The sequence below is a fragment of the Mesorhizobium sp. L103C105A0 genome (genome assembly GCF_000502215.1).
Taxonomy (GTDB): Bacteria; Pseudomonadota; Alphaproteobacteria; order Rhizobiales; family Rhizobiaceae; genus Mesorhizobium.
On the sequence record NZ_AYXF01000002.1, the window covers coordinates 1079056 to 1105858 of the forward strand.

General features: G+C 64.2%; 24 protein-coding genes. 10 read left to right on the top strand and 14 right to left on the bottom strand.

Annotated features, from left to right (window positions below; genetic code table 11):
* Nucleotides 1-229: 229 nt before the first annotated feature.
* Complete coding sequence (locus tag X727_RS154815; protein WP_023681838.1) at nucleotides 230-928, bottom strand: type 1 glutamine amidotransferase; 699 nt, start codon at nucleotides 926-928, stop codon at nucleotides 230-232.
* 86 nt (nucleotides 929-1014) lie between these two features.
* On the opposite strand from X727_RS154815, the gene X727_RS154810 reads away from it, so the two are divergent.
* The 4 genes from X727_RS154810 to X727_RS154795 all read left to right on the top strand — a co-directional run bounded on the left by X727_RS154810 (nucleotide 1015) and on the right by X727_RS154795 (nucleotide 5068).
* A complete protein-coding gene (locus X727_RS154810) occupies nucleotides 1015-1662 on the top strand; it encodes a hypothetical protein (RefSeq protein ID WP_023692351.1) in 648 nt (215 codons plus the stop codon).
* A gap of 31 nt (nucleotides 1663-1693) precedes the next feature.
* Nucleotides 1694-2428 (top strand): 16S rRNA (uracil(1498)-N(3))-methyltransferase, encoded by a 735-nt coding sequence (locus tag X727_RS154805; RefSeq protein ID WP_023745711.1) that lies wholly within the window; start codon nucleotides 1694-1696, stop codon nucleotides 2426-2428.
* Nucleotides 2429-2542: 114 nt separating this feature from the next.
* Nucleotides 2543-3916, top strand: coding sequence for a glutamate--cysteine ligase (locus X727_RS154800; protein WP_023692353.1), 1374 nt, complete (start codon nucleotides 2543-2545; stop codon nucleotides 3914-3916).
* Nucleotides 3917-4006: 90 nt separating this feature from the next.
* Nucleotides 4007-5068, top strand: coding sequence for a DUF937 domain-containing protein (locus X727_RS154795; RefSeq protein WP_023692354.1), 1062 nt, complete (start codon nucleotides 4007-4009; stop codon nucleotides 5066-5068).
* A 232-nt stretch (nucleotides 5069-5300) separates the two neighbouring features.
* On the opposite strand, the gene X727_RS154790 is transcribed toward X727_RS154795, so the two are convergent.
* Nucleotides 5301-5591 carry a DUF1127 domain-containing protein gene (locus X727_RS154790; protein WP_023692355.1) on the bottom strand — a complete coding sequence of 97 codons (291 nt, stop codon included), beginning with the start codon at nucleotides 5589-5591 and terminating at the stop codon, nucleotides 5301-5303.
* 179 nt (nucleotides 5592-5770) lie between these two features.
* Here X727_RS154790 and X727_RS154785 point away from each other — a divergent pair, with 179 nt between their 5' ends.
* Nucleotides 5771-6727 carry a LysR substrate-binding domain-containing protein gene (locus tag X727_RS154785; RefSeq protein WP_023692356.1) on the top strand — a complete coding sequence of 319 codons (957 nt, stop codon included), beginning with the start codon at nucleotides 5771-5773 and terminating at the stop codon, nucleotides 6725-6727.
* A 6-nt stretch (nucleotides 6728-6733) separates the two neighbouring features.
* On the opposite strand, the gene X727_RS154780 is transcribed toward X727_RS154785, so the two are convergent.
* Nucleotides 6734-8932: an EAL domain-containing protein gene (locus X727_RS154780; RefSeq protein WP_023723354.1), complete on the bottom strand. Its 2199-nt coding sequence runs from the start codon at nucleotides 8930-8932 to the stop codon at nucleotides 6734-6736.
* 91 nt (nucleotides 8933-9023) lie between these two features.
* Here X727_RS154780 and xseA point away from each other — a divergent pair, with 91 nt between their 5' ends.
* A complete protein-coding gene (gene xseA / locus X727_RS154775) occupies nucleotides 9024-10697 on the top strand; it encodes an exodeoxyribonuclease VII large subunit (RefSeq protein ID WP_023686817.1) in 1674 nt (557 codons plus the stop codon).
* Between the two features lie 8 nt (nucleotides 10698-10705).
* Nucleotides 10706-11824 carry a P1 family peptidase gene (locus tag X727_RS154770; protein ID WP_023710136.1) on the top strand — a complete coding sequence of 373 codons (1119 nt, stop codon included), beginning with the start codon at nucleotides 10706-10708 and terminating at the stop codon, nucleotides 11822-11824.
* 33 nt (nucleotides 11825-11857) lie between these two features.
* Here X727_RS154770 and X727_RS154765 read toward each other — a convergent pair whose 3' ends face one another.
* From X727_RS154765 to X727_RS154735, 7 genes are all read right to left on the bottom strand, one after another.
* Nucleotides 11858-12100, bottom strand: coding sequence for a DUF768 domain-containing protein (locus X727_RS154765; RefSeq protein ID WP_023670565.1), 243 nt, complete (start codon nucleotides 12098-12100; stop codon nucleotides 11858-11860).
* A gap of 621 nt (nucleotides 12101-12721) precedes the next feature.
* Entirely contained in the window at nucleotides 12722-13615 is an 894-nt protein-coding gene (locus X727_RS154760; protein ID WP_023681847.1) for a sugar phosphate isomerase/epimerase, read from the bottom strand.
* A gap of 66 nt (nucleotides 13616-13681) precedes the next feature.
* Nucleotides 13682-14620 carry an ABC transporter substrate-binding protein gene (locus X727_RS154755; RefSeq protein ID WP_023670567.1) on the bottom strand — a complete coding sequence of 313 codons (939 nt, stop codon included), beginning with the start codon at nucleotides 14618-14620 and terminating at the stop codon, nucleotides 13682-13684.
* Nucleotides 14621-14696: 76 nt separating this feature from the next.
* Nucleotides 14697-15689, bottom strand: coding sequence for a ribose ABC transporter permease (locus X727_RS154750; protein WP_023701287.1), 993 nt, complete (start codon nucleotides 15687-15689; stop codon nucleotides 14697-14699).
* The gene (locus X727_RS154745) at nucleotides 15686-17182 is read right to left on the bottom strand and encodes a sugar ABC transporter ATP-binding protein (RefSeq protein ID WP_050587408.1); all 1497 of its coding nucleotides are present in this window, start codon (nucleotides 17180-17182) and stop codon (nucleotides 15686-15688) included. The genes X727_RS154750 and X727_RS154745 overlap by 4 nt, the downstream gene beginning before the upstream one ends.
* Before the next feature lie 44 nt (nucleotides 17183-17226).
* The gene (locus X727_RS154740) at nucleotides 17227-18606 is read right to left on the bottom strand and encodes an FGGY-family carbohydrate kinase (protein ID WP_023834035.1); all 1380 of its coding nucleotides are present in this window, start codon (nucleotides 18604-18606) and stop codon (nucleotides 17227-17229) included.
* On the bottom strand, nucleotides 18603-19385 hold the full coding sequence (locus tag X727_RS154735) for a DeoR/GlpR family DNA-binding transcription regulator (protein WP_023701285.1): 783 nt from the start codon (nucleotides 19383-19385) through the stop codon (nucleotides 18603-18605). The genes X727_RS154740 and X727_RS154735 overlap by 4 nt, the downstream gene beginning before the upstream one ends.
* A 193-nt stretch (nucleotides 19386-19578) precedes the next feature.
* Between X727_RS154735 and X727_RS154730 the strand changes: the two genes are divergently transcribed.
* Genes X727_RS154730 through X727_RS154720 form a run of 3 tightly spaced genes read left to right on the top strand, consistent with a single transcriptional unit; the run spans nucleotide 19579 to nucleotide 22743 of the window.
* Nucleotides 19579-20622, top strand: a complete 1044-nt coding sequence (locus tag X727_RS154730; protein ID WP_023834036.1) for a class II aldolase/adducin family protein — start codon at nucleotides 19579-19581, stop codon at nucleotides 20620-20622.
* Nucleotides 20606-21895: an FGGY-family carbohydrate kinase gene (locus tag X727_RS154725; protein WP_031204117.1), complete on the top strand. Its 1290-nt coding sequence runs from the start codon at nucleotides 20606-20608 to the stop codon at nucleotides 21893-21895. Before X727_RS154730 ends, X727_RS154725 begins: the two co-directional genes overlap by 17 nt.
* Nucleotides 21892-22743 carry a TIGR01459 family HAD-type hydrolase gene (locus tag X727_RS154720; RefSeq protein ID WP_023834038.1) on the top strand — a complete coding sequence of 284 codons (852 nt, stop codon included), beginning with the start codon at nucleotides 21892-21894 and terminating at the stop codon, nucleotides 22741-22743. Before X727_RS154725 ends, X727_RS154720 begins: the two co-directional genes overlap by 4 nt.
* A 74-nt stretch (nucleotides 22744-22817) precedes the next feature.
* Here the strand turns inward: X727_RS154720 and X727_RS154715 are convergent, their stop codons facing one another.
* The 4 genes from X727_RS154715 to X727_RS154700 are packed head-to-tail and all read right to left on the bottom strand — an operon-like array spanning nucleotide 22818 to nucleotide 26742.
* Nucleotides 22818-23999 carry a hypothetical protein gene (locus tag X727_RS154715; RefSeq protein ID WP_031204118.1) on the bottom strand — a complete coding sequence of 394 codons (1182 nt, stop codon included), beginning with the start codon at nucleotides 23997-23999 and terminating at the stop codon, nucleotides 22818-22820.
* 21 nt (nucleotides 24000-24020) lie between these two features.
* A complete protein-coding gene (locus X727_RS154710) occupies nucleotides 24021-25031 on the bottom strand; it encodes a succinylglutamate desuccinylase/aspartoacylase family protein (RefSeq protein ID WP_023686805.1) in 1011 nt (336 codons plus the stop codon).
* Nucleotides 25032-25033: 2 nt separating this feature from the next.
* Complete coding sequence (locus X727_RS154705) at nucleotides 25034-25378, bottom strand: RidA family protein (protein WP_023686804.1); 345 nt, start codon at nucleotides 25376-25378, stop codon at nucleotides 25034-25036.
* A gap of 38 nt (nucleotides 25379-25416) precedes the next feature.
* Complete coding sequence (locus X727_RS154700) at nucleotides 25417-26742, bottom strand: alanine racemase (RefSeq protein WP_023686803.1); 1326 nt, start codon at nucleotides 26740-26742, stop codon at nucleotides 25417-25419.
* Nucleotides 26743-26803: the final 61 nt, after the last annotated feature.

A 26803-nucleotide genomic window follows, 5' to 3' on the forward strand; every position in this document is an offset into this window, starting at 1 on the left:
ATCGCGGTTGCATTGCCGTTGCATAGCGCGCGCCTTGTAGGATAGCGTTCGGCCACAAACCAAGGACGAAAGAAGTTGTCCCCGGCAGATTCCCCGCCGCGTGCCAATTATGCAACGGATAGAGCGGTTCGCCGCTACGGCGAACCGCTCTATCTTTTTATCTGACGCAATTCCGGACGGAAAACCGCTTCACACTTTTCCTGGAATTGCTGACTGCGCGCGGCCAGTCTCAGATCGTCGCCACCCAGGCGCGGGCAATGGCCAAGCCCGCGGCGTCGGCCTCGGGGCCGTTGCGTGCCATTTCGCTGTCGAGGCGATCCTGCCAGTCGGGATGGCGATCGGCAATCAGCGGCGCGAAGGATGTGCTCCAGTCCCTCACCATCGGCTGGTCGGCCTCGAAATGGAACTGGAAGCCGTAGACGGCGCGGCCGATACGGAACGCCTGGTTCTCGGCAATTTCGCTGCCGGCAAGCCGCACCGCATTTGACGGCAGCGCGAAAGTGTCGTCGTGCCATTCGAAGATGGGGAAATCCTGGGGAAGTGCGCCAAGCACCGGATCGGTTCTGGCGTCCGGCGTCAGCGATACCTTGTGCCAGCCGAATTCCGAGGCGCCGCCGATCTGGTTCTCACCGCCGAAAGAGCGGGCAACCAACTGGCTGCCTAGGCAGATACCGAGAACCGAGCGATCCTTGGCGGCGAAATCGCGGGTCAGTTCGAGCAGCACCGGGAAATACGGGTAGTCATCGTCGGCCAGCGCATTCTGGCCGCCGCCCAGCATCACCATGGCATCGTGTCCGGTCGCGTCGTCCGGCAGCGCATCGCCCTTGTAGGGCCGGCGCAGGTCGAGATCGGCGCCGGCTTCGGCGAGCGCGGCACCAACCTGGCCAAGGCCGGTGTTGTCGTAGTTCTGGACCACCAGCACCCGCATCGCAAAACCCTGCTGACATGAAATGACGCGACGAGCGATATCATGTCGCCAGCATTGCAGCCAAGATGCGTATTCGGGAGAGAGCTATGCCACTGCAGAACCGGGTCGATCCGTTCGGCGCCATCCATGCCATATCCGAGCGCGGCCTGTTCACCGGCAATCGCGGCATCATCCACGATCCTGAGACCAAGACGCTGCTGAAAAAGCGTTGGGCCTTGCCGGCCTGGATCATCTGCGTCTGCCAATTCCGCAATGTGCGGCGCGAGCCGATGGGCAGGAATCGGCCGGGCGGCAGGGCCGGCTGGACCGAGTTGTTCTTCCTCGACGAGGTGACGGCGCTGGCCGCCGGGCACCGTCCCTGTTTCTATTGCCGGCGTGAGCGAGCCACGGATTTTGTCGGGCGTTTCGGCAAAGTCTTCGGTGTAAACGAACCGCGCGCGCCAATGGTGGACAAGCGGCTGCACAAGGAGCGGCTGGCTTCGGGCGGCAAGCCACCTGATGTCACCATGGGAGAGCTTGCCGAATTGCCGGACGGAGCGATGATCGCGGATGGCGGCTCGGCCTATGCGCTGCGCGGCGGCAACGCGCTGCCCTGGTCGTTCGCAGGCTATGGCGATGCGGCGGCCTTCGACAGCCTTGCCGGCCGTTCGCTGCGCCTGCTCACACCGGCCACGACCGTTTCGGTGCTGCGGCACGGTTTTGAACCGGTGTGGCATCGTTCCGCCGAGACTTGACGCCAGGCACCGCCTCGCCCATTCCTCGGCGATGCGCGCCAATTACAAGATGCAGCGGCTGTTCTTGGCCGACGATCTCGCAGCCGACATCGAATTCGATGCCGGCCAGCAGCAAAGCCATTACCTCATGCATGTGCTGCGGCTGGGCGAAGGCGCCGAGATTCTGGTCTTCAACGGCCGCGACGGCGAGTGGTCGGCGGCGATCGCTTCGAAGTCGAAGAAGGCGGTGCGGCTGAGAGTGCTCAGCCAACAGCGGCCGCAACCGCCTTTGCCCGATCTAGTTTATTGCTTCGCGCCGCTGAAGCAGGGGCGGCTCGACTATCTCGTGCAGAAGGCGGTGGAGATGGGCGCCGGCATCCTGCAGCCGGTGATCACCCAGCACACGCAATTGGCAAAACCCTCCATCGACCGGCTGCGCGCCAATGTCGTCGAGGCGGCCGAGCAATGCGGCATACTGGCGGTGCCGGAAGTGCGCGAGGCCGAGAAATTCGAGCGCCTGCTCTCCGGCTGGGACAAGGAACGCCGGCTTATCTTCTGCGACGAGGATGCCTCGACCAACAATCCACTGCCAGCGCTGCAGGGGTTGAGGGAAAAGAAACTGGCGCTGATGGTCGGACCGGAAGGCGGCTTTTCCGACGAGGAACGCAAGATGCTGCGGGCGCTCCCCTTCGTCACCGCCATCCCGCTCGGACCGCGCATCCTGCGCGCCGATACGGCAGCGGTGGCGGCGCTTGCGGTGATGCAGGCGACGGTCGGAGACTGGTAAGAAGCGTAAAGATCAATTCCTGTTGACCTGTGGCTCAGGATTTTTCGCTTGATCGGCTGCTGACATTTCGTCCATTTAGCGCCGGCGGGCTCCGAGAGCCGCAGAGGGGGCCCCATGGCGCGCGACACAACCGATTTCCGGGCAATCGAAGGCATCGACGAACTGGTCGAGCATCTGGCCGAAGGCAACAAGCCGCGCGACAAGTGGCGCATCGGGACCGAGCACGAGAAGTTCCCCTTCTATGTCGACGGGAACGCGCCGGTGCCCTATGGCGGCGAGCGCGGCATCCGCGCCATCCTCGAAGGCATGCAGCAAAAGCTCGGCTGGGACCCGATCATCGATGACGGCCGCATCATCGGCCTGGTCGAGCCGACCGGACAGGGCGCGATCTCGCTGGAGCCTGGTGGCCAGTTCGAGCTGTCGGGCGCGCCGCTGGAAACGATCCACCAGACCTGTCGCGAGGGCAATGCGCATCTGGCGCAGGTCCGCGAGATCGCCGAGCCGATGGGCATCCGCTTTCTCGGCCTCGGCGGCAGCCCGAAATGGTCGCTGGCCGAGACGCCGAAAATGCCGAAATCGCGCTACGAAATCATGACCCGCTACATGCCCAAGGTCGGCACCAAGGGTCTCGACATGATGTATCGCACCTGCACCATCCAGGTGAACCTCGACTTCGAAAGCGAAGCCGACATGCGCCGCAAGATGCAGGTGTCGCTGAAGCTGCAGCCACTGTCGACGGCGCTGTTTGCCAACTCGCCCTTCACCGACAGCCGGCCGAACGGGCTGCAGAGCTGGCGCGGCGACATCTGGCGCGACACCGACAACCAGCGCTCGGGCCTGCTCGAATTCTGCTTCTCGCCCGAGTTCGGCTTTGCCGACTATGTCGAATGGGCGCTCGACGTGCCGATGTATTTCGTCATCCGCGACGGCCACTATCACGACATGACGCACATCACCTTCCGCCGGTTCATGGCCGGCGCTGCCCGCAATGAAGTACCAGACGGACTGCCGACCATGGGCGACTGGGCGAACCATCTGTCGACGCTGTTCCCCGACGTCAGGCTGAAGCGCTTCCTCGAAATGCGCGGCGCCGATGGCGGGCCGTGGCGCCGCATCTGCGCACTGCCGGCCTTCTGGGTCGGGCTGCTCTATGACGAGGCCGCGCTCGACGCCGCCGAGGCGCTGACTTCGAGCTGGACGTATGAAGAAACGCTGGCGATGCGCAATGCGGTGCCGGAACAAGGCATTTCCGCGCCGTTCCGCAACACGACGCTGCGTGAGATCGGCCGCGATGTAATGACGATTTCGCGCCTTGGGCTGAAAAATCGCGGCAGGAAGAACCGCGACGGCTATGACGAGACCTCGTTCCTCAACACGCTGGACGAAGTCGTGGCGCGCGGTACCACCAGTGCCGAGGAAATGCTGTCGGCCTACCACACGCGCTGGGGCGGCTCGATCGAGCCGGTGTTCATGGAATATGCGTATTAGCGTCGCGCCTTGAGCAGCGGCAAAAGCCGCTTCAATCGAACATCGAAACGAACTAGGTTCTCCCTCGAGGATTTCCCGGAGGAGAAACCGATGCCTACCTTGTTCGACATATTGGCGCAGGCGCAGAACGGCAACGGCATGCAGGCGCTTGCCCAGCAGTACGGGCTTTCCATGCAGCAGACGCAGGCGGCTGTCGCCGCTCTGCTGCCGGCCTTCTCGCAAGGGTTGCAACGCAACACCGCCGATCCCTATGGGCTAGGCGCCTTCATGACGGCGATGGCGAGCGGCCAGCACGCGAAATATTTCGAGGACGCGACCAGGGCTTTCTCACCGCAAGGCGTCAATGAGGGCAATGGCATTCTGGGTCATCTGTTCGGCTCGAAGGAGCTGTCGCGCGCGGTGGCCAGCCAGGCCGCGCAGGCGACCGGCGTCAGCCAGCAGATCCTGCAGCAGATGCTGCCGGCCATCGCTTCGATGGTGATGGGCGGATTGTTCAAGCAGACGACAAACCAGTTGACCGGGGGTCAGATGCAGGCCGCCGGTGGCTTCGGCGGCGGCAGCAATCCGCTCGGCGAGATCATCGAACAGATGATGCGGCAGGCGGGCGGCGGGGCACAGCCTCCGCCGCAGCCAGCACCCAATCCTTACGGTGAGAACCCGCTGGGCAAAGTGCTGCAGGACATGTTCGGCGGCGGCGCCCAACAGCCGCAAAGCCAGCCGCAACAGGCGCCCAACTCCTATGGCGACAATCCGCTGGGCAAGGTGCTGCAGGACATGTTCGGCGGTGGCGCGGCACAGCAACCGCAGGGCCGGCCGCAGCAGCCAACACAGCCGCAACAGACGCAGAGCCCTTACGGCGACAACCCGCTGGGCAAGATTTTTGAAGAGATGATGCGGCAAGGCGGTGGTGGCGGCTTCGGCCTGCCCGGTGGGCAGCCGGCGCCGCAGCAGCCGCAAGCACCCCAGCCGCGACAGGCACCGCAGGAGCGCGAGGCGCCGCAACCGCAGGCCAATCCGAGCGGCAGGCCACGCAATCCGTTCGACGATATTTTCGGCAAGATGTTCGAGACCGGCGCCCAGCAGCGCGACGACTATCAGAAGGGCGTGGAAACGATCTTCGACCAGTTCAAGCGGGACATGGACCGGCGGTAGTTGGCGGTAGTTGGGCGCTGACCTTCGCGGCTTCGGAGCAAGGAACGAAGCGAGCGGCGCAGACCGCACGATGACGACGGAGCTTTAAAAGAAAAGCCCGGTCCTGGAGGAGGACCGGGCCAGTGTGCAGGCTGGCCGGCGGGGAACCGGCAGGGAGTGGGGAGCCTGCTATACTCGTTGGTCGCAGCGAGCCTGAGAAAGGTTCACGGCAACCGAAACAATGCGCCCGATATCACGCTATCTGGCGGGCGAGATCTTCGATCGTATCGGCACGATCGCTCGCAATCGCACGCAGCTTCACGGTCGGATCGGCGCCGAACGGCACATCGATGGCGACATGGAGGTCCGAGCGCGTCAGGCCGATATCGGCGAGTTCGGCGTCCGACATCTCGCCAAGGCGATAGAAGGCGCGGCGATTTTTCCAGGCCTGGTAGGCATTGAGAAGAGTGTTGGCCACGCGCGTCGCAACGGCCGGACGCGAGGTGATGCGCGAGGTCTCGGTGGCGAAATCAAACGTGGTCATGTCGGTCTCCTTCAGACTCGAACTGGACAAGACCAGGCGATCGGCGCTGGGGACAGCGGCCGTTCCGGTCTCGATTCACATGCTTTCATGTGGACAAATGTGAATTTGCCACGCACCGATTGATTAATCCAACGAATGTTTCTAATCTTTAGCATCAACGCTAGTGATGGATTGGACCGATGAAAGCGCCACTCGATCTCGACCAGTTGCAGACCTTCATCTCGATTGCCGATACCGGCAGCTTCACCCGCGCGGCCGAGGAAGTGCTGCGCACGCAATCGGCGGTGTCGATGCAGATGCGCCGGCTGGAAGAGCGGATCGGCAAGCCGCTGTTCGAAAAGGACGGCCGCACCAACAGGCTGACCGAGGAAGGCGACAAGCTGCTCTCCTACGCGCGCCGCCTGCTCTATCTCAACCGCGAAACGCTGGCCGCCTTCGATGACCAGCGGCTCGAAGGCACCATCCGAATCGGCACCCCCGACGACTATGCCGACCGGTTCCTGCCCGAGATCATGGCGCGCTTCACGCGCTCCAACCCACGCGTCGAGCTGACCGTGATCTGCGAGCCGACACCAGGCTTGGTCGAGCATATCAAGCGCGGCAATCTCGATCTTGCGCTGGTGACGCACAACGATACGCGCGGCCAGTCGGAAGTGGTGCGGCGCGAGCCGCTGCTATGGGTGACCTCGGCCAACCATGCCACGCACGAACAGGAAGTGCTGCCGATGGCCTTCGGCCGGCCGAACTGCATCTGGCGGCGCGCCGCCGTCGATGTGCTCGACCGGCAAAACCGCGACTATCGAATCCTGTTCACCAGCTTCTCGGCCACCGTCATCACCGCCGCGGTGCTGTCGGGGCTGGCGATCTCGGTGCTGCCGGAATGCGCGCTGCGGCCCGGCATGCGAGTGCTGGGCGAAGCCGACGGTTTTGGCGCCCTGCCCGACTGCCGCATCGGCATCATGCGCGGCCAGACCTCGCGTCCCGAAATCGTCGACGCTCTGGCCCGGCACATCTCGGAAAGCCTCGACAATATTTCCGTGCCGCTCGGCGAAGAAACGGGAAGCTTCGATTTCGCCTCGCTCGCCTTCGCCAAGATGAAGCGGGGCAAGCCGAACCAGATCCTGCCTGGCTGGTAGGAACGATCAGGCCGACGCTGCCGCCTCCGTCGTTGCGTTGGCCGACGACAGGCCGGGCAGCGCCACCAATTGCGCCGGCTCCAGCGGCGGCGACAAGAGGTAGCCCTGCAGCTGCTGGCAGCCCATGGCGACCAGCAGCGCCTTTTGCACCTCGGTCTCTACGCCCTCGGCGGTGACCTCGACCTTGAGCGCGCCGGCGAGATCGATCAGCGCCTTGACGATGGCGCCCGAATTGCCGTCGCCGTCGAGAAGCCGCACGAAGGAGCGGTCGATCTTGAGCTTGTCGATGGCATGGCGGCGCAGATAGCTCAGCGACGAATAGCCGGTGCCGAAATCGTCGAGCACAATGCCGACGCCCGACTGGCGCAAGGCTGCCAGAGCCGCTCTGGTGGTGTCGTTGTTTTCCAGGAGAACGTTTTCGGTGATTTCGAGCTGCAGGCGCTTCGGCGCCAGTCCGGTTTCGGCGAGGATCGAGGCAACCTCTTCGGCAAAGCCGGCGTCGCGCAATTGCAGCGGCGAGACATTGACGGCGAGCCACGGCAGTTTGGTCTTCACGGCGAAGCGGCAGGCTTCCAGCAGGGCCCATGCGCCGAGCTGCCCGATCATGCCGCGTTCCTCGGCGATGGCGATGAACTGCGCCGCCGGCAGTGCGCCATGGACCTCATGCGCCCAGCGGATCAGCGCCTCGGCGCCGACAATGGTCTTGCCGTCGCTGGCAAAGACCGGCTGGTAGGCGAGCTTGATACCGGTGCCGCCATTCAGCGCGCTGCGCAGCTCGCTCTCGACCTTGCGCTTGCGCAGCAAAAGGTCGTCCATGTCGCCGGCGAAGACCTGGTAGCGGCCACGGCCGTTCTTCTTGGCTTCGTAGAGCGCGATGTCGGCCTTGCGCAGCAGATCGTCTGCGTCGGCATCAGGGCCTGTCGACAAGGCTATGCCGATGCTGGCGCTGATAAAGACCTGATCGTCCATCAGCTTGAACGGCTCCTGCAGTTTCTGCAGCACCCTCTCGGAAATATCCTCGGCGTTCCTTACGTCGCGGACATCGATCAGGATCACCGCGAATTCGTCGCCACCCAGTCTTGCCACCGTGTCGACGTCGCGAACCGTATGCTGAAGCCTGGCCGCCGTCTGGCGCACGAGTTCGTCGCCTGCCGGGTGACCAAGCGTGTCGTTGACATGCTTGAAGCGATCTAGATCGAGATAAAGCAGCGCGACCTTGCTTTCATTGCCGGAGGTAAGCAAGGCACGCCGCAGCCTGTCCTCGAACAGTGCCCGGTTGGGCAGGCCGGTGAGCGTGTCGTGAAAGGCGAGATATTGCGCCTGGGCCTGGCTGGTCTGCAGCGCCGATGACGCACGGCGCAGACGCCGGAGCAGAAAGGCGAGCACGCTCGCCGCAACCAGCGCGGCCAGAGCCAGGGCCGGGCTGGCCTTGCCCACCAGCGTCAGGCCGGGCCGTTCCTGGTCCCAGGCAATATAGCCGAGGATGACACCCTGTTTGTCGATAAGCGGAATGGCAGCCGAGCCAAGCGGCTGAGCCATCGGCAGGAGATGCGCCCCCGCCAGCAGATATTTCTGCGCGATCTTGCCGATCACCGCGTCGTTGATGAACTCTATGGAGACATGCAGATATTCGCTGCCGGATGCCTGGGTGACGCGATCCGAACTCGGCACCAGAGGCATGACGCTGAGTATGGCAGGCTGACCGCCAAGCGAGACCAGATCGTCGGCAACGAATTTTGCGCCGGCCTGGCTTGCGTCCTTGCTCATCATCTGGCGCAACCTGGCGATGGTCGGCCGCAAAGCGGGTTCGTCCTCGCCAAAGACGGCAGGCGACACGACCTTGCCTTCGCGCATGGCGTGGACCGGCCGGTTGGCGTTGTCCAGCACATAGACCCGGTTGTGGCCGTAATACGAGTACATCCAGACGCTGAAATTCTCGGCCATCCAGGTCTGGTTGCCGGCCTTGGCGTTTATAACGGAATCATCCCAGACGGCGACGCTTTCCTGCTCGCGCTTTACCGCGGCGATCTGGTCCTGCAGGCCGTTGGCAAGGAAAACCTTCTCCCGCTCGAGCGAGACCCGGTCGGCCTGCATGGTGGCGTAAAGGCCGAAGCCGACAACGATGGCCAGTGCAAAAACGGCAAGCGTCAGCACCGTCAGGGTGACCTGGAACGTCAACGGGCTGCGTTGTTTGCGGGCGCTCATGCGTCCTCCTTGGCCCAGAGTCAATCAGGCCAGGCTTAAGATCAAGTTATGGAATCTTGACGCGGAGCGACAACAGCCGCTCAATCGGCCGATGAGCGACGCAGAATCCGAATCACGAACCAATGCCACCGAATACACGGTGAGCGAGATTTCCGGCGCGCTGAAGCGCACGGTCGAGGATGTCTTCGGCCATGTGCGGGTGCGCGGCGAAATTTCCGGCTATCGCGGGCCGCACTCTTCCGGCCATGCCTATTTCACCCTGAAGGACGACCGCGCGCGGCTCGATGCCGTGGTCTGGAAAGGCACGATGAGCCGGCTGAAATTCCGTCCCGAAGAGGGGATGGAGGTGATCGCCACCGGCAAACTCACCACCTATCCCGGCAAATCCAACTACCAGATCGTCATCGACAATCTAGAACCCGCCGGCGCCGGGGCGCTGATGGCGCTTTTGGAAGAGCGCAAGCGGCGACTGCAGGCCGAAGGACTTTTCGATGCCGGCCGCAAGCGGCGGCTGCCGTTCATGCCGCGCACCATCGGCGTCGTCACCTCGCCGACCGGATCGGTGATCCGTGACATCATCCATCGCATCAAGGACCGCTTTCCGCTGCATGTGCTGGTCTGGCCGGTAAGAGTCCAGGGCGAGACGGCGGGGGCGGAAGTGACGGCCGCCGTCAACGGCTTCAACGCGCTGGCCTGGGATGGCGCGATTGCCCAGCCCGACCTTCTGATCGTGGCGCGCGGCGGCGGCAGCCTCGAGGACCTCTGGGGGTTCAACGATGAAGGGCTGGCGCGCGCCGTCGCCGCCTCGCGCATTCCGGTGATTTCGGCCGTCGGGCACGAGACCGACTGGACCTTGATCGACCTCGTCGCCGACATGCGCGCACCGACGCCGACAGGTGCGGCGGAGATCGCGGTGCCGGTGAAAGCGGACCTCGAAGCGACACTAGCCAGTCTTGGCGCACGGCTCAAAGCAGCTACCTTGCGCAATTTCGAACGCAAGCGGCAGGCCTCGCGTGCGGCCGCCCGCGCGCTGCCCTCGCCCGACCAGTTGCTGGCGCTGCCGCGACGGCGGCTGGACGAGGCGGCCAGCCGGCTTAGCCGGGGGCTGATGGTCTCCACCGAAAGAAAGCAAGCTCGGTTCTTCGCCGTGAAGCTCACTCCGGCAACGCTGTCGCGGCGAATTGCCGAGGCGCGACGCACCAACGACCGCAACCTTTTGCGCGCTCAAGGGGCGCTGCGCGCATTGGCGAGAGCCCGGCGCGCGGAGTTGAATCGTGCGGCGGATCAGTTGCCAAAATGTGCGAAAGCATCCCTGCAACGGCACAGGCAGCAACTGGCTTTGCTGCAAGGCCGCATTACGATCGAGCCAACGGCACGGCGGCAAACCGTGCAGAGGGATCTGCTGACAGCTTTGACGAGACGCGGCACGCAAGCGGTACTGCTCAGGCTGGAGCGACTGCGCGGCCGCATCGTCCAATCCGAGAGGCTGATGGCAACGCTGTCGCACAAGGCTGTGCTGGCCCGCGGCTTCGCGCTGGTCAAGGATGCCGACGGCGCGGTGATCAAACTGGCAGTTGATGTGGCGCCGGGCGCTGGCCTGCAGCTGGAGTTCGCCGACGGCATCGTAAATGCAGTCGCGACCGGCGACGCCGAGCGGGTGCAGGCCGTTGCCAAACCAGCGGCCACGCCGCCCGCCAGCAAACCCGCTGCAAAGCCGACGGCCAGCAAACCGAAAGAGCCGGGCAATCAGGGCTCGCTTTTTTAGAGGACCGCATGACCGGACATGACCCGCATCTTCAAACGCCGGCGGGCAAGCCGCGCGCGCGTGCTTTCGGCATTGCCTTCGAGGGCACGCCGGGCGGCTTCAACGCCATCACCGATGTGCTCGGCGTATCGGTCGGCTATGCGACGCTGATTTCCGGCGAGGGTCTGCTCAAGGTTGGCACGGGGCCGGTGCGCACCGGCGTCACCGCCATCCTGCCGCGGCCGTTGGCTGAGCTCGCCACGCCGGTGTTTGCCGGTGTCTTCAGCCAGAACGGCAATGGCGAGTTGACGGGGTCGCACATTATCGAGGAAGTCGGCGCCTTCAACCTGCCGGTCACGATCACCAACACGCATTCCTGCGGCGTTACCCGCGACGGCACGCTGCGCTGGATGCAACGCGTGCTGTCGGCGGCGCTCGACAGCGGCTGGGGCCTGCCGGTTGCGGCGGAGACCTATGATGGTTTCCTCAACGACATCAACGGTCATCACGTCGGCTTCGAACATGTCGAAGCCGCGCTCGACGGTGCCGCCGGTGGAGCGATCGAGGAAGGCAGTGTCGGCGGCGGCACCGGCATGATTGCCTTTGGCTTCAAGGCCGGCTCGGGCACGGCATCGCGCATCGTCGAGTGGCAGGGCATCAGGCATACGGTCGGCGTATTCGTGCAGGCGAATTTCGGCAAGCGGCGCAATTTCACACTGCGCGGCGCCCGCGTCGGGCCCGATCTGGTAGAGCCGGCGATGCGCGAAGGCACGCCGCGTGCCGAAAAGGGCTCGATCATCGCCATCGTCGCCACCGATGCGCCATTTCTGCCGCACCAGATGAAGCGGCTGGCAAAGCGCGTGCCGCTCGGCATCGCCATGACAGGCGGCTTCGGGTACCACAGTTCGGGCGACATTTTTCTGGCCTTCACCACCGCCAATCCGCAAGCAGCACTTGCACCATCGGGACGAACCGCAAACGTCGCTTACATCCCGGACGTCGATATCGATCCGTTCTTCGATGCGGTGGCGCAAGGCGTAGAGGAGGCGATCCTCAATGCAATGGTCGCCAATGAGGATATGAGCGGACGCGACGGCAATTTCGTGCCGGCGCTGCCGAAGGCCTGGCTGAAAGATCGATTTGGATAGAGGACAAGGCCTGGCGGCACCAGGCCTGTTGCGTCACGGTTTGGCCGCGTTGCTCTGGTCGGCCTCGGCCGCCTCTTCGAGCCGCGATGCGATCAGTTCCTGGATGTCGCCGACTTCTTCCTGGATATCTTCCAGCGGAATGCCGACCTCAGCGGCCTTGGCCGCGCACTCCTTGGCGAGGGTCTCGGCCTGCTTCTCGATCTTTACCGGCGAGTGCTGGCAGTGGACCTTTTCACCGATCCATCCGCGCAAGAACTCGATCGCATGTTCACTCATACTGCTTTTCCCTGGCGGCTATGCCGGTTGGTAACCGTAAACGTCCGCACCCGGTAAAGGATGCATGCTGCCATTCGAACCGAATCGGCTTCGCCCGGCAAGTTGATCTTGTCGGAGGTCCGAAGAGCCGAATGAAGGGAAGGGTTCAATGAGCACGTTCTGATTGTTTGATAGAGTGGTACGTTGGCCGGGATCGGCTTCGGCTCTATGCTATTGTTCTTACGATCTTTTCCTGCTGTCGACGGCCGATTTGTATCACAATAGGGATCACAACGCGTAACACATTTTCTGCTGCTTCGTGGTACACCGCCACAGCTACACGGTCGAAGCCGCCGCTATATAGTGACATCATTATGCGATGTCGACTCTATCAGCCATCCTGCTTCCTTCCGCCGCGCTGTGTCAAACGTCATCCCCGTCCAGTATGGAGATCGGATGGCCCCGGAGGGCGTATGAAGATGTTGATTTTATTGCGTTTCGTGAGCCAAAATCAGAAAGCTCTCGTCAGCGTCACCCCGCTCGACTGCCTCCGCCACACTCAGCGCCTCCGACGTCGATTCCTTGCACGTAACGCGCGGGCCGGATGAACGACAACATTGGCGCTTTGGCAGCGCGCTCCTGCTAAGGACGATGTCTCGATGCGACAAGCTCTGCCTTGCGCTGCGCCGTCTCCAGCCCGATTGAGATGAAGGCGCGCGCATGCCGGGCCAGTTCCATATTGTCGGCCCACAGATTGCGCCAGATCGCGGTCTTCCGTGAGAGGTTCTCGTCGACGATCTTCGACGAGAAGGATTCAAAGCTGAGGTCGTCCCTATAGCCGATTGCGGTCAGCGCATCGAAGATGGCGGCAAAGTCGATATTACCGGTGCCGAGGAAACCGCGATGGCTCTCGCCGATATGGACATAGCCGATCTTGTCAGCGGCATGGCGGATAGCCAGTCCGACATCGGCCTCCTCGATGTTCATGTGGAAGGTATCGAGATGCAGGAAGATGTTGTCGGAGCCGGTGTCCGCGATGAAGGCCAGGCCTTGTGAAGCGGTGTTGAGCAGATTGCTTTCGAAGCGGTTGACGATCTCCAGATTGAGCGTGACGCCGGCTGCCTTGGCCGTCTCCGCAACCTTCGCAAGTGTCCCCGCGCTGCGGTTCCACTGATCGCGCGTCGGCGCCTGCGTCTGCAAGCCGTGGCTGGTGCTGAGGATGCCGCCAATCTTCTGGCCGCCGAGATCGCGGGTGAGCGCGATCGTCTCGTTGAGGATCTCGACGCCGCGCGCGGCAACCGCCTTGTCGGCACTCGAAATGTCGCCGTCGGCCGGCAGGCCGATGCTGATCGCGACGCCGAGCTTGAGGTCGGCGATGCGCCTGGCCAACCCGCCAACGTCGACATTGGCCGGGTCAAGATAGGAGAACTCGATCAGGTCGAAGCCGGCCTCTCTGGTGTTGGCCAGCGTGCGTTCGAGGTCGCCTTGCGCCGAACTCGCCGACCAGACGAAGGAATGAATACCGATGCGCGACATGATCGTCTCCCGTTTCTGGAATTGAGCTGCGGCCGGGTTGCCCCGGCCGCATCGGCCTTGGGAGGCTTAGCGGGCTGCGGTCCAGCCCTTGTAGTCTTTCAGGTTCTCGGCCGTGATCAGCTTCGGGTCGAGCAGCACGGTCGGCTCCGCCGGCTTCTTGCCGGCAAGCAGCTCAGCCGCCATCGTCAGCGACTGGCCAGCCATCACGTAGGGATCCTGCGAAGCCGAGGCCTTGATCATCGAGGTGCCGGAAGCGAGTTCCTTCTCGATATCGGGAGCGCCATCCACTGCGGTGAAGATGAACTCCGAGCGATTGAGCTGCTTGGCCGCAAGCTGGGCGCCGATCGCCGTCGGATCGTTGATGGCAAACACCGCATCGATCTTGTCGAAGCGGGTGAGCAGCGACTGGAAGACCTTCAGGCCGCCGTCGCGCGAGCCTTCGGCATTCTGGTCGTCGGAGAGGATCTTGATGTCGGGGTGTTTTGCAAGGACGTCCTTGCAGCCCTTCACCCGCTCCAGGATCGACGACGACGCCGGGCCGTTGAGGATAACGTAGTCGCCCTTGCCGCCGGTGTGGTCGACCAGATACTGGCAGGCCTCTTCGCCGGCCTTGACGTTGTTGGTCATCACGGTGACGTCGGCGCCTGGCGCCGAGACGTCGAAGGCGGCAACGACGATGCCCGCTGCTTGCGCCTTCTTCACCGCCGGGCCGATCGCCTTGGCATCGACCGCATTGAGCATGATCACGTCGACCCCGGCGGCGATGAAGGAATCGACCTGAGAGACCTGCTTGTTGAGGTCGTAGTCGGCCGACACTGAGGTTACCTCGACCTTCGGGTTGATCTTCTTGGCTGCGTCCTCGATGCCCTTGATGGTGGCGACGAAGAAGGGGTTGCCGAGCAGGCCGACCGAGATGCCGACCTTGTTGAGGTCCTTGGCCGATGCGGGCGCGATGGCGGCGGCCGCGAGTGCGACGCCGCAGAGCAGTTTAGCGATGGTCTTCATTGCTTTCCTCCAATTGCCCCGCGCCTCTCACGGTGCGTTACACAAACCGGTCGTTTACGCCGGCGACCAAGGTCAATCACGTTCTCGCTCCTGCCTGGAGCCTGTAGCGGTCGAGGGCGACTGCCACGATGATGACCAATCCCTTGATGATGTACTGCCAGATGTCCGAGACACCGGCCAAGATAAGCCCGTTGGAGAGCACCGCTATGATCAGGCCGCCGATCAGCGTACCCCAGATCGAGCCGACGCCGCCGACGAAGCTGGTGCCGCCGAGAATGACCGCGGCAATGGCGTCGAGTTCGTAAGACTGCCCAAGCTGCAGCCCGTTGGCCGCATAGAGCCGGGCCGCTGACATGGCGCCGCCAAGGCCGGCCAGCAGGCCGGAAACGCCATAGACAAAGAGCAGCACCAGCGGCACCTTGATGCCGGTCAGCCGCGCCGCTTCGGCATTGCCGCCAACGGCATAGATCCAGGTGCCGAGCACGGTGCGCTTGAGAACCAGCCAGGACAGCACCACGATCGACAAGGCGATGATGACCAGCCACGGAATGCCGAACAGCGAACCGTTGCCGATGAAGTCGAACGGCAGGTCCGAGTTGAACACCGTGGTGTCCTGGCCGAGCAGGCGGGCGACGCCGCGCACAGCGGTCAGCGACCCCAGCGTGACGATGAAGGGCGGCAGTCTGATATAGGCGATCAGCAGCCCGTTGATGACGCCGAAGCCGAGGCCGACGAGAATGGCCGCCGGCACGCCCAGCAGTCCCCAATCGGGCACCAGCGACACCATCACCGCCACCATCGCCGAGGCGGCAAGTATCGAGCCGACGGACAGGTCGATCCCGCCGGTCAGGATGACGAAGGTCATGCCCGCTGCCAGCACGATGTTGATCGACGATTGCTGCATGACGATCAGCAAATTGGTCTGGGTGAAGAAGCGCGCGTTCATCAACTGGAAGCCGACCGCCAGCAGGATCAGGATCGGCAGCATGCCAAGGGCGGCGAAGGCGGTGCGCAACCGCCGGCTCCTGCCGACAACCTGGCCACTGATCTCGGTCGCCTTGTCGGTCATCCCTTGGCCGCTCCCGTTGCAAGTTCCATGATTGCTTCCTGGCGCAGCGGCTGGTCTTTGGACGCCGTAACCTCGCCGGCAATCGTGCCGTCGCGCATTACCAGCACGCGGTCGGCAACGCCGATCACCTCCGGCAGTTCGCTGGAGATCATCAGGATGGCGATGCCCTTTTTGGCGAGATTGTCGATCAGCCGGTAGATTTCCGACTTCGCTCCGACATCGACGCCGCGCGTCGGTTCATCCAGGATGACCACTTGCGGCTCGGTCTCGAGCAGGCGGGCAAGCAACACTTTCTGCTGGTTGCCGCCCGACAGCGAACCGGCATTGGCCTGTACCGACCTGGTGCGGATGGAGAGATCCGAAACGGCCGTGGCAGCACGTCTCTCGGCGGCTTTGAAATCGCGCAAGCCGCCGGGCCGCGCATCCCTGGCCAGCACGCCCATGCTGATGTTGTCGGATATCGACATGTCGAGAAACAGGCCGAGTTCCTTGCGGTCTTCGGTGAGATAGGCGATGCCGGCATTCAGTGCCTCGCTTGGCGAGCCGATGGTTACTGGCTTGCCGTCGAGTTCCAGCGTGCCGGCGATGCGTCTGTCGGCGCCGAAGATCAGTCGCGCGAGTTCGGTGCGGCCCGAGCCGACAAGGCCAGCCAGAGCCAGCACCTCGCCCTTGTACAGTTCGAAGGAGCAGTTCTTCAGGAGATTGCCGTCCGCCATGCCGCGCACCGACAAGGCGACCGCGCGCTTGCTGTCCGGCGGGCGATGATCCTTCCTGTAAAAAGCCGACAGGTCGCGGCCAACCATCATCGAGACGAGGCGCGAGGCGTTCAGCTCGGCGCGCTCGAGTGTGCCGACATAGCCGCTGTCGCGCAGCACGCTGACACGGTCGGCCAACTGGTAGACCTCTTCCATGCGGTGGCTGATGTAGATGATGGCGATGCCTTGCGACTTCAGCGTCGCGATGACCTCGAACAGACGGTCGGTCTCGCGCGAGGTCAGCGAGGTGGTTGGCTCGTCCATGACGATGATGCGCGCGCTGGTCGAAAGCGCGCGGGCGATTTCGACCAGCTGACGCTCGCCGAGCGACAGGCTGGAAACCTGGGCCCGTGCGGAGAAGGACACGCCGAGACGCTTGATGATCTCATTGCTGCGCCGGTAGCATTGGTCGCGGTCGACGATGCCGAAACGCCTCGGCTCATTGCCGAGGAAGATGTTCTGCGCGACCGTCAGGTTGGGCGCCAGCGACAGTTCCTGATAGATAACCGCAATGCCGTGAGCCCGCGCCTTGATCGGGTCGCCGGTGGCGACCGGCACGCCGTCAATCAGTATCTCGCCGCCGGCATCAGGCCGATAGGCGCCGGACAGCACCTTCATCAAAGTCGACTTGCCGGCACCGTTTTCACCCATCAGCGCATGGACTTCGCCGGCATGGACGGTCAGCGACACGTCCTGCAAGGCGCGGACTGGCCCGAACGTCTTCGAGATGTGCCGCATTTCCAGCACTGGCTGGCGCGTGACTTCGGCCTGAGCAGCGACGATCACCGTGCGCCTCCCGCTGCCGCGCGGGGGATGCCCTGCTCGCCGATGAGGCCACGCCATGTGTCGCGATATCGGGCAAGTCCGGTGAAGCTTGCGGCACGCACGGGCTCCGGCACTTCCGCGGCAAATTCGCGGCCGACGGTCTCGAAGGCAAGCGCCGCCGCCCCGGTGGCGCTGCCCTCCAGTGTGGCGCCTTGCAGGAAGGCCTGGCTGGGACGCAGTTGCGCCACTAGCCCGGCGAGCAGGCCGCCAGCGTTCAGTCCGCCATCGACGATCACGGTGTTGTCCGAATTGATCTGGTCGAGGCAGAGGTCGACCATCAGCGCGACGTAGAGCAGCGCCACGGCTGCGCGTTCCTCGGCGCTTGGCATGCGGCCGACCAATTTGCCGGCGCGGCCGGGCATTGGGCCGCCCGGCGCGAAGCTCGGCAGCGCCATGCTGCCGGCGTTGATCACCCGCTGCACTGCCGCCGGCGCGATCGCGCCTTGCCAGCCGTCGCTGATCGTGGCGAATTCGCGCCCGCCCATAAAGCGGATGGTCGGCACAGGGCCGCCGTCGACATCGACATTGACCAGCATGTCGCGCTGGCCATCGAGCGCGTCGAGCAGGCAATCCGGATTAAGCACGACGACCCAGGTGCCGGTCGAGACGACGGTGACCGGGCCAAGCTCCTGCCGACGATAGGCATGGAGCGCGGCATTGCTGTCATGGACACCATTGTGGATGGCGATCCGCCGCTTCGTATCGCCGAGGCGTTGCTCGCCGATAACCGAGCCCGCCCGCTCGAAAGCGGGCATCCGGTCGCGCCAGCCCTCGATGTCGACCAGCGAACTGAAGTCGCGCTTGCGCGGCGCCCATAAATGCGAGTGGCAGCCGAGATAGGACACTTCCGAGACCGCCCGGCCGCCAAACCGCCAGCTCCAGTATTGTGGATAGCCGAGGATCGATTTCGCCGCCGTGAATGCACCGGGTTGCACCGCCTGTAGCCACAGCATGTGGCGGCCGTAGTTGAAGCCGAGCGGCAATCGCGGCGAGAAGGTCTCGGTGAAATCCGGAACGAGGCGATCAATTTGCGCGGCAATATCAGCCGGCGGCTCTTGCTCGTAGTCGAGTATCGGATGCGTCAGCGCCGCCTCGTCGACCAGGGCAAAGGTGCAGCCATGGCCCGACACCATCACGCCCTCTACGCCATGGATGTCGGCGGCCTCGCTAACGGCGCGAACCGCCCAATCGTGAAGTGCTGCCTCATCAAGCACGCTGAAGCCATCTTTGCGCATCCAGTTCGGCCGGGTCCGGCGCTCGTCGACGATGCGCCCGTCCTGAGCGAAGACGAACAGCTTCGAATTGGTCTTGCCGAAATCGAGGACGGCCATCTTCACTGGATGGCTCCCGAAGCCGAGGCGATGCGCACCATGACGCCCGCGTCTTCCAGCATGCGCGCGTCGACGTCGGACAGGCCGTCATCGGTCACCAGCGTGCCGATGCGCGACAAGGGCAGCGCGATGTTACGGGCGTGGATCGACAGTTTGCGGCTGTCGGCCAGCACCACGATCTGGTCGGCACACAGGCTGAGATCGGCGATGGAGCGGACCAGCAGCGGGTGCGATTCCAGCACGCCCTCCTGGCCAAGGCCTTGGGCGCCGAGAAAGAACTTCGATGCGTAGAACGGCTCCGCCTGGGTCGGTGAATGGATGATCCCCGGCTCACGATGCAGATCGCCGCCGGCAACGGTCAGGCTGCAATGGCCGTGGTCGCTCAGATAGGCCGCGAGCGGCATCGAATTCGTATAGAGACGGATGCTGCGCTCGGCGAGCTTGACCCCGAGGTGGAAGCAGGTCGAACCGCCATGCACGATGACCGCATCGCCGTCGCGCACCATCGTGGCCGCGAGAGCGGCGATCTGCCGCTTGGCCTCGACCGCGAGGTCGCGGTTCTCGTCATAGGGCCTGGCATAGGCAACACCCGCCTGTGAAGCACCGTCGAGCGCCGAGATGCCGCCATAGACCTTCCGTGCTTCACCGGCCTCGTCGATCTTGTCGATGTCGCGCCGCACCGTCGCCGCCGACACGCCGAGCTGCTCCTGCAGTTCGCGCACCGACGCGAAGGGGCGATCCCGCAGCAACTCCACGATCTGACGCTGGCGGCCGGAGTCGCTCAATCGTTTTTCCTCCCAGGAGCCGTTTTTGCCACGGCATTTGACGTAACTTACTCAACATCTTTCCGATTGCAAGAACCTTTGATGACATTAGATCACTATTGACGTAAGTCGCTCGCATCTGCGATACACATCAACATCCCACGACGGGTATCCGAAGCTGCGAGGCTGGCGGAGCTGATAGAGGAAATGCGCCATGGCGACCTATGCGGATGCGCAGGAAATGGCTGCCTTGCGGGCGCTTTCAGCCAGCATCGGGCGCAATCCAAATCTGACCCAGGCCGCCGGCGGCAACACCTCGTTGAAAGCCGGCGACACGCTGTGGATCAAGGCTTCCGGCACATGGCTGAAGGATGCGCTCTCCGAAGATATCATGGTGCCGGTGGCGATGACGCCGCTGCTCAGGGCTGTCGAACAGCGCGACAGCGCCGCCGACCAGCCGCAGATCTTCGCCATCGAGACACTCAACGCCCGGGGCCTGCGCCCTTCGATTGAAACTACCGTTCATGCTTTGATGCCGCAGCGCGTCGTCCTGCATGTCCATTGCGTCGAAACCATTTCGCTGGCGGTACAGGCCGATTGCGAGGTGGAAGGCGCCAGACGCCTTGATGGTCTCAAATGGGTGTATGTTCCTTATTTCCGGCCAGGCCTGCCGCTTGCCCAGGGTATTGCCGAGCGGCTTCGGGCTGGGGTCGACGTGCTGATCCTTGCCAATCACGGGCTGGTCGTCGCGGCCGATACCGTCGCCGAGGCCGAAGTGCTGCTGCGCCGCGTCACGCTGCTTCTGGCGCGGCCGGCGCGCCAAGTGGCGGAACCGGATGTTGCGGCATTGGCGGCGCTGGCCGGGAAAACCGGTTACAGGCTGCCGGCGGAAATCGAGGCGCATGCGGTCGCCCTCGATCCCGAAAGCCGCCGCATGGCGTCGGGGGGCAGCCTCTACCCCGATCACGTCATCTTTCTGGGTCGGGGGTCGGTGGTGGCAAAGCCCGGTGAGGATGTGCCGCGCGTCATCGAGCGGTGCGGTACAAACCCCGTGGCGATCCTGTTTCCCGGGCTGGGCGTGCTGATGCGCGGCGATGCCAGTGCGGGCGCCGACGCCATGCAACGCTGCCTTGCCGACGTGACGGCACGCATCGACATTGCAGCGCGGCTGAACTACCTCACCGCCGCCGAGAACGATGAACTGGTCAACTGGGACGCCGAGAAGTATCGCCAGAAACTCAATGCCGCCAGCCGCTGACACGCCGCTTGCCATAGGCATCGACATCGGCACGTCCGGCGCGCGCGCGGTCGCCATGCGTCCGGATTTTTCCATTGCCGCGCGTTCCGCCGTTTCGCTCGAGTTGTTTGGCCGGAATGCCCGCGACCCTGCAGTGTGGTGGTCAGCGGTCGGCGCAGCGCTGGCGGAGCTGCTTTCGGGCATCGACCGAACAGCGGTCCGATCGATCGCTGTTGACGGCACTTCAGGTACGTTGCTGCCGGTCGACGCCGCCGGGCGGCCGCTGGCCGAGCCGCTGATGTACAACGATACGGTCGCCGACAACGCCATTCTGGTCGCGATCGCTCGCGAAGCCCCAGCGACCAGTGCCGCACTTGGGGCGACGTCCGGTCTCGCCAAGGCGCTCTGGTTCCAGCGCACGCCCGGTGTTGCCGCGGTGCTGCATCAGGCGGACTGGATCGCGGGACAATTCTCTGGTCGCTTCGATGTCAGCGACGAGAACAATGCCTTGAAAACCGGTTACGACGCCACGGCCCGCTGCTGGCCGGACTGGATTGCGGCGACCGAAATGCGCATGGAGTTGCTGCCCGGTGTCGCCAGGCCGGGCGATGTCGTCGGCAAGCTCACCGCGGATGCCGCGGATATGTTCGGCTTACCGCGCGAAATCGCCGTCGTCGCCGGAACGACCGATGGCTGCGCCTCGTTCCTGGCGACAGGTGCTGCCGCAATAGGCGACGGCGTCACCGTGCTGGGGTCGTCGTTGACCGTCAAGATCCTGTCCGACCGGCCTATCTCGGCGCCACGCTTCGGCATCTACAGCCATCGGCTTGGAGATGTCTGGCTGGCGGGCGGCGCATCGAACTCCGGCGGCAAGGTGCTGACACAACATTTCCCTCTGGCGCGCATCGTCGAGCTGAGCATGGCGATCGACCCGATGACCGAGACCGGCCTCGACTACTATCCTCTTGCCACTGCAGGCGAACGCTTTCCGATCGCCGATCCGGCACTGCCGCCGCGTCTTGTGCCGCGACCGGTGGAGGACGCCGACTATCTGAAAGCCATGTTGGAGGGTATCGCCGCGATCGAGGCGCTCGGCTATGACAGGCTCGCAGAGCTCGGCGCGCCGCGGCTGACGTCGGTCAGAAGCGTCGGCGGCGGTGCGGCGAATGCCGCCTGGACGGCGATCCGGCAGCGCAGACTTGGTGTTGATTTCCTGCCGGCGCTTTCGCACGAAGCCGCCGCCGGCACGGCGCGGCTGGCGCTGACGGGCGCAAGCGCGGCGGGGCTTCTATGAGCGCGAAAACAGTCGAACACCTCAACGGCGTCAACCAGCTGGCCGAGCGCTATGATTTTTTCCTGCTCGATCAGTTCGGCGTGCTCCATGACGGCGCCAGCCCCTATCCAGGGGCGGTGGAAGCACTGTCGGCGCTGAAGCGCGCCGGCAAGACCATTGTGCTGATCTCGAACTCCGGCAAGCGGGCGGGGCCTAACGAGAGCCGGCTGCTAAAGCTCGGCTTCCAACCGGGAAGCTGGGACCATTTTGTTTCTTCCGGCGAGGTCGCGTGGGAGTTCTTCCACGACATGGCGGTATCCGGAAAGCTACTGCCAAACACGAAATGCCTGTTGATAAGCCGCGACGATGACCGCTCGGCGATCGAAGGTCTGCCCTTCGCATTGACCAAGGACGGTGACGATGCCGGGCTGGTGCTGATTTCGGCCAGCGAGGGCGACCGCTACGATCTTGAGCACTATCGCCGGCTTCTTGCGCCGGCTGCGGTGCGGCAGGTGCCATGCTTTTGCACCAACCCTGACAAGATCATGCTAACGGCAGTGGGGCCGCGCTTCGGCGCCGGCCGGCTGGCGGATCTCTACGAGGACCTCGGTGGTAGCGTCACGCGTATCGGCAAGCCTTACCCCACTATATTCGGCGCTGCGCTAGCGGTGGCAGGCAATCCAGACCGCAGCACTGTGGTCTGCGTCGGCGACAGCGTCGAACACGACATCGCCGGCGGACTTGCTGCCGGCGTGGCCACGGTGCTGGTTCTGTCAGGAATATTGGCGGACACACCTGACCTGTTCGACCTATTAGACACGATGGACGCCTACCCGGATTACACCATGGATGGCTTCAGGTTTCGCTGATTTGATTAACCCGGCAGCGCTCGCGCCCGAATCCGGCCTCAACGCCTCGTGGCCACGAGCATTGGCCGGCTGGCTCAAGACTGCCGAACAGCGCGGATCCAGTCGAGCCGCGCGGCTGGAATGAGGCCGTAATTGTAGAAATTGACGCCGTCCACACCGGGCGCCAGCGCCGGCTTCACCTTGGCCGCGAGGATGTCGGGGCGGGCCATTTCCGGATAGAACAGCCGGTAGCCGGCGCCGAGGAATTTGTCCGCGCCCAGTGCCGCACGGCCGGCCGCCATCAGGCTGGCGACATCGCCGGCCTGCATGTCGTAGGCGCACAGGATCGCCCCGTCGCAGACCTTGCCCAGCGCTGCCAGATCGCAACCGCCAAGCCAGCCGTCTTTCAGATCGATAATGACGACCCGCGTCGTGGGATCGGCTACCTCGCGCAGTTCGGCGACCAGGCTGGTCACTGGCTCGAATCGCCACAAGAGATAGGCATGGAGCTCCGGCCACGGCGCAAAGGCGTCGAGGCCGCAGGCGGGGAAATCGGGAAAGCGCCGCTCAGGCACCGCACGCTCGCAGGTCTCGACGATCCATTGCCTGGTGAGCTTACGCGCCGCCTCGGCATCGATGCCGGCTTTTGCCGCACGGGCGACGCAGGACGGACAGAAGCACAGAGACAAAAGAAAATCGTCTTCCGGCGTCAGCCCGACACCGTCCTTCTCGTGATGGTATTCATGGGCAAAGCCCATGAAGGACGGGCTTTCAAGTTCTATCCGGTCCGGCCGATAGCTGTGCGAGATGTCGGCGATCAGCGCGCGGACATAGGCGCGCGCATCGGGATGGGACGGGCAGAGATTGTAGTAGTTGGCGTCGCCGAAGGCGTTGCGGGTGACGGCCTGCGGATGCAGCATGCCCAGGCGGGTGTTGTGCAGGCAGACCGTCCAGCACGAAACGCCTAGCCCGCCCGCGCCGCGACGGCGGATGAGCTGACCGAGCACGTCGCCGCCCTCGGTGATCACGTCAGCCACCTTGGGTTGGATGGCTAGACTTCCCCAGCGCGCAGCGGTCGGCTTGAAATAGATGGTGCCGTCCTCAGGGAAATAGGCCTTGCGGCGCGGACTGCGCGGCTGCAGGAAGCGCCCGGCATGATAGGATGTCGCCAGGCTGATCATGTTGAGCCCGGCGCGCTCGACAAGATCACGTTCGACCGTCTCCAGGCCGAGATCCTGGATGTCCCAGGGATAGGTCCACATGGACAGTTGCTGCATGGAATATCCTCTGCCTTTGGCTCAGCCGTCGACCGGCTCTGCGACCTGCATTAGGCAGTCGCCCGCCTCACACATCGTGTGCAGCCGGCGCGACAGCACCAAGCCGCTTTCGGCGAAATGCAGGGCCTCCTCGGCAACATCGAGCCGCTCGAGATCGTGGTACCAGCCGGCCAATTGTCCTGAAGTGACACTGTCGCCGAGCCTGGCGGCGGGCTCGAACCAGCCGCGGCGGGTGGCATAGAGGCCCTGGCTGTGCCTGGACAGGGACAGCAGCCTTGTCGGCGCCGAAGGCTTTTCGCCCGCGCCAAGAACCGGCGCGTCGACCACACCCATTGCTATCATCAGACGGTCGAGCGCGCGGGCCGTGATCGCCATCGAATCGACCGTTGCGGTGCCACCGCCGCCGAACTCGCCGCTGACGCCGACGGCGCCGGCGCGGCGCGCTGCGCCCATCGAGGTTGGCGAGGCCTGGCCGTTGTCAGCGATAAAGCCGTAGGGCATGCCCAGCGTGCGCATCAGCTCGACGCCACGCCGGTGGCGCTCGGGATCGGCGTTGCGTTCGACCAGCGCGGTCGGCAGATGCTCCATCGACGTGCCGCCCGAATGGATATCGAAGACGACGTCGTGACGAGGAAACAGCTCCGTCTCAAGGAAATTGGCGAGCCGGCTTGTCGGCGTTCCCGAGGGATCGCCGGGAAACGCCCGGTTGAGATTGCCGCCGTCGAGCGGCGAGCAGCGCTTGGCGGCCATCACCGCAGGGGCGTTGGCCATCGGCATGATGGTGATGCGGCCCTTGATCCGCTTCGGATCGAGCCGGCGCGCCAGTTTTGCCAGCGACAGCTCGCCCTCATATTCGTCGCCGTGATTGCCGGCCATCAAAAGCAGTGACGGGCCGTCGCCATTGCGGATGAGGCAGATCGGCACCTTGACCTGAAAGTAGGGCGAGCGATCGATCGAGAACGGAATGCTTAGATGGCTGAGCGTCTTGCCGTCGCGGTCGAAATCGAGCGTGTGGGCGAGGCCGGTGTGCATGGTCAGACCGCCGCGACCGCGGTGATTTCGATGCGCAGATCAGGGTCGGCAAGCCGCGCCTCGACGCAGGCCCGCGCCGGCAGGCGGGCAGGATCGATCCAGGCATCGTAGATGCTGTTCATGGCCTCGAAATCACCGATCTGCGGCAGGAAGATGTTGACCGCCACCAACTTCGACTTGCTGCTGCCGACCTCGACCAGCAGCGCCTCGACTTTGGCAAGCACGTCGCTGGTCTGGCCTTCGATGCCGGCCTTGCGATCGTTGGCCACTTGGCCGGCTATGTGAACGAGGCCGCCATAGACGACTGCCTGCGACATGCGCGAGCCGGACTGAAAATACTTGATCATATCGGATCCTTTCGAGGTTCTCTTTTTGGGGGATCTGGTCAGCCGAACCAGGTGGGGAAAGCGTGGCGGACGTGGCCGGTCGCGTCGACGCCGAAGATCACGCGATAACGGTCGAGGCAGGTGCAGGGATGCGAGATGCCGAATTCGACGACGTCGCCGACGGCCACGTCGTCGCTCGGTGCAATCGACAGGAAGGAATGCTGGTCGTTGAGCTTGACCACCTCGGCGCGCGCCGCCGGCATCGGCAGCGGCTTGCAGGCACGAAAGACGGTGAGCGGCGTTGGAAAGCCCTGGTCGAACGACACGTCGCGCATGCCCATGCCGCAGATGACAAGGCCCGGCTCCGGACGCGACAGCACTTCGGCCCAAAGGCGTAGCGCAGGGCGAAAGGAATGCCGCGCCGAAGCGCTGATGCCGCCTATGGCAAAACCTTTGCGGGCATCGAGGGCGCCGAGCGAACGGTCATAGGTGCCGTGGTCGTGGAAGAAGATGGCGCCGCTGCGCAGCACCAGCGTTGCGTTGCCGTCGCTGGAAACGAGGGGTGCAAGCGCCGCGACCACCTGGTCGAAGAAGGCGGAGCCGCCGGCTGTGACGATCAGCGGTGCGTCGCCGCCGACGCGGGCACGCAGCCGCAGGAACATGTCGGCGGTCATTGCCAGCAGGCCGGATATCACCTCATCGGTGCGACCGGGCTCGGGTTGCGCCGCCGCCCCTTCATAGGTCGCAACGCCGGCGATCAGCAGCCGCCCGCCGGCAGCCGTGATCGCATCGGCGATGGCCTCGGCTTGCGCGGTGGTGCGGGCGCCCGCCCTGCCCGCACCAAGTTCGACCAGCACGCGCAGCGGCGGCAGCGCCGCATTGGCGCGCCAAGCCTCGGCAAGCGCGTTCACGGCGTCGACCGAGTCGGCAAAGACATAGAGCTCGGCATCCGGCCAGGCACCAGCAAGCACGGCCAGCCGGTTGGCGCCGCCGGCTCCTCCAACCTCATTGGCGATGATCAGCCGTGTCAAGCCGGCCTTCAGCATCACTGTCGCTTGCCTGATGTCGGCGACCGTCGTGCCCCATGCGCCGGCCTCGACCAGCGACCGGGTAAGATCGGGCGCCATCGGCGTCTTGGCATGCGGAGCGATCGCAACATTGTGTTCGCGCGCATAGCGCAGGAACAGGTCGCGATTGGCGGAGAAGGCCGCCTCGTCGAGGGTCAGCACCGGAAGCGCCATGCGTCCATCGGCCGGATGCCAGTGCTCGGCCGCGACAAGGCTGCTGTCCAGCCCGGTTGTGCCGGGAGGCACGCCGCGGATGCGGTCGTCGAGCCGAAAATTTTCGCGCACCGAAAGGGCTGGAACCGGTGAGTTTTCAGTCATGCGATGCTAACCCTTTTACCGTCGCAGAACGAAGCCAGGATCGATCGCCGGTCACAGCCTG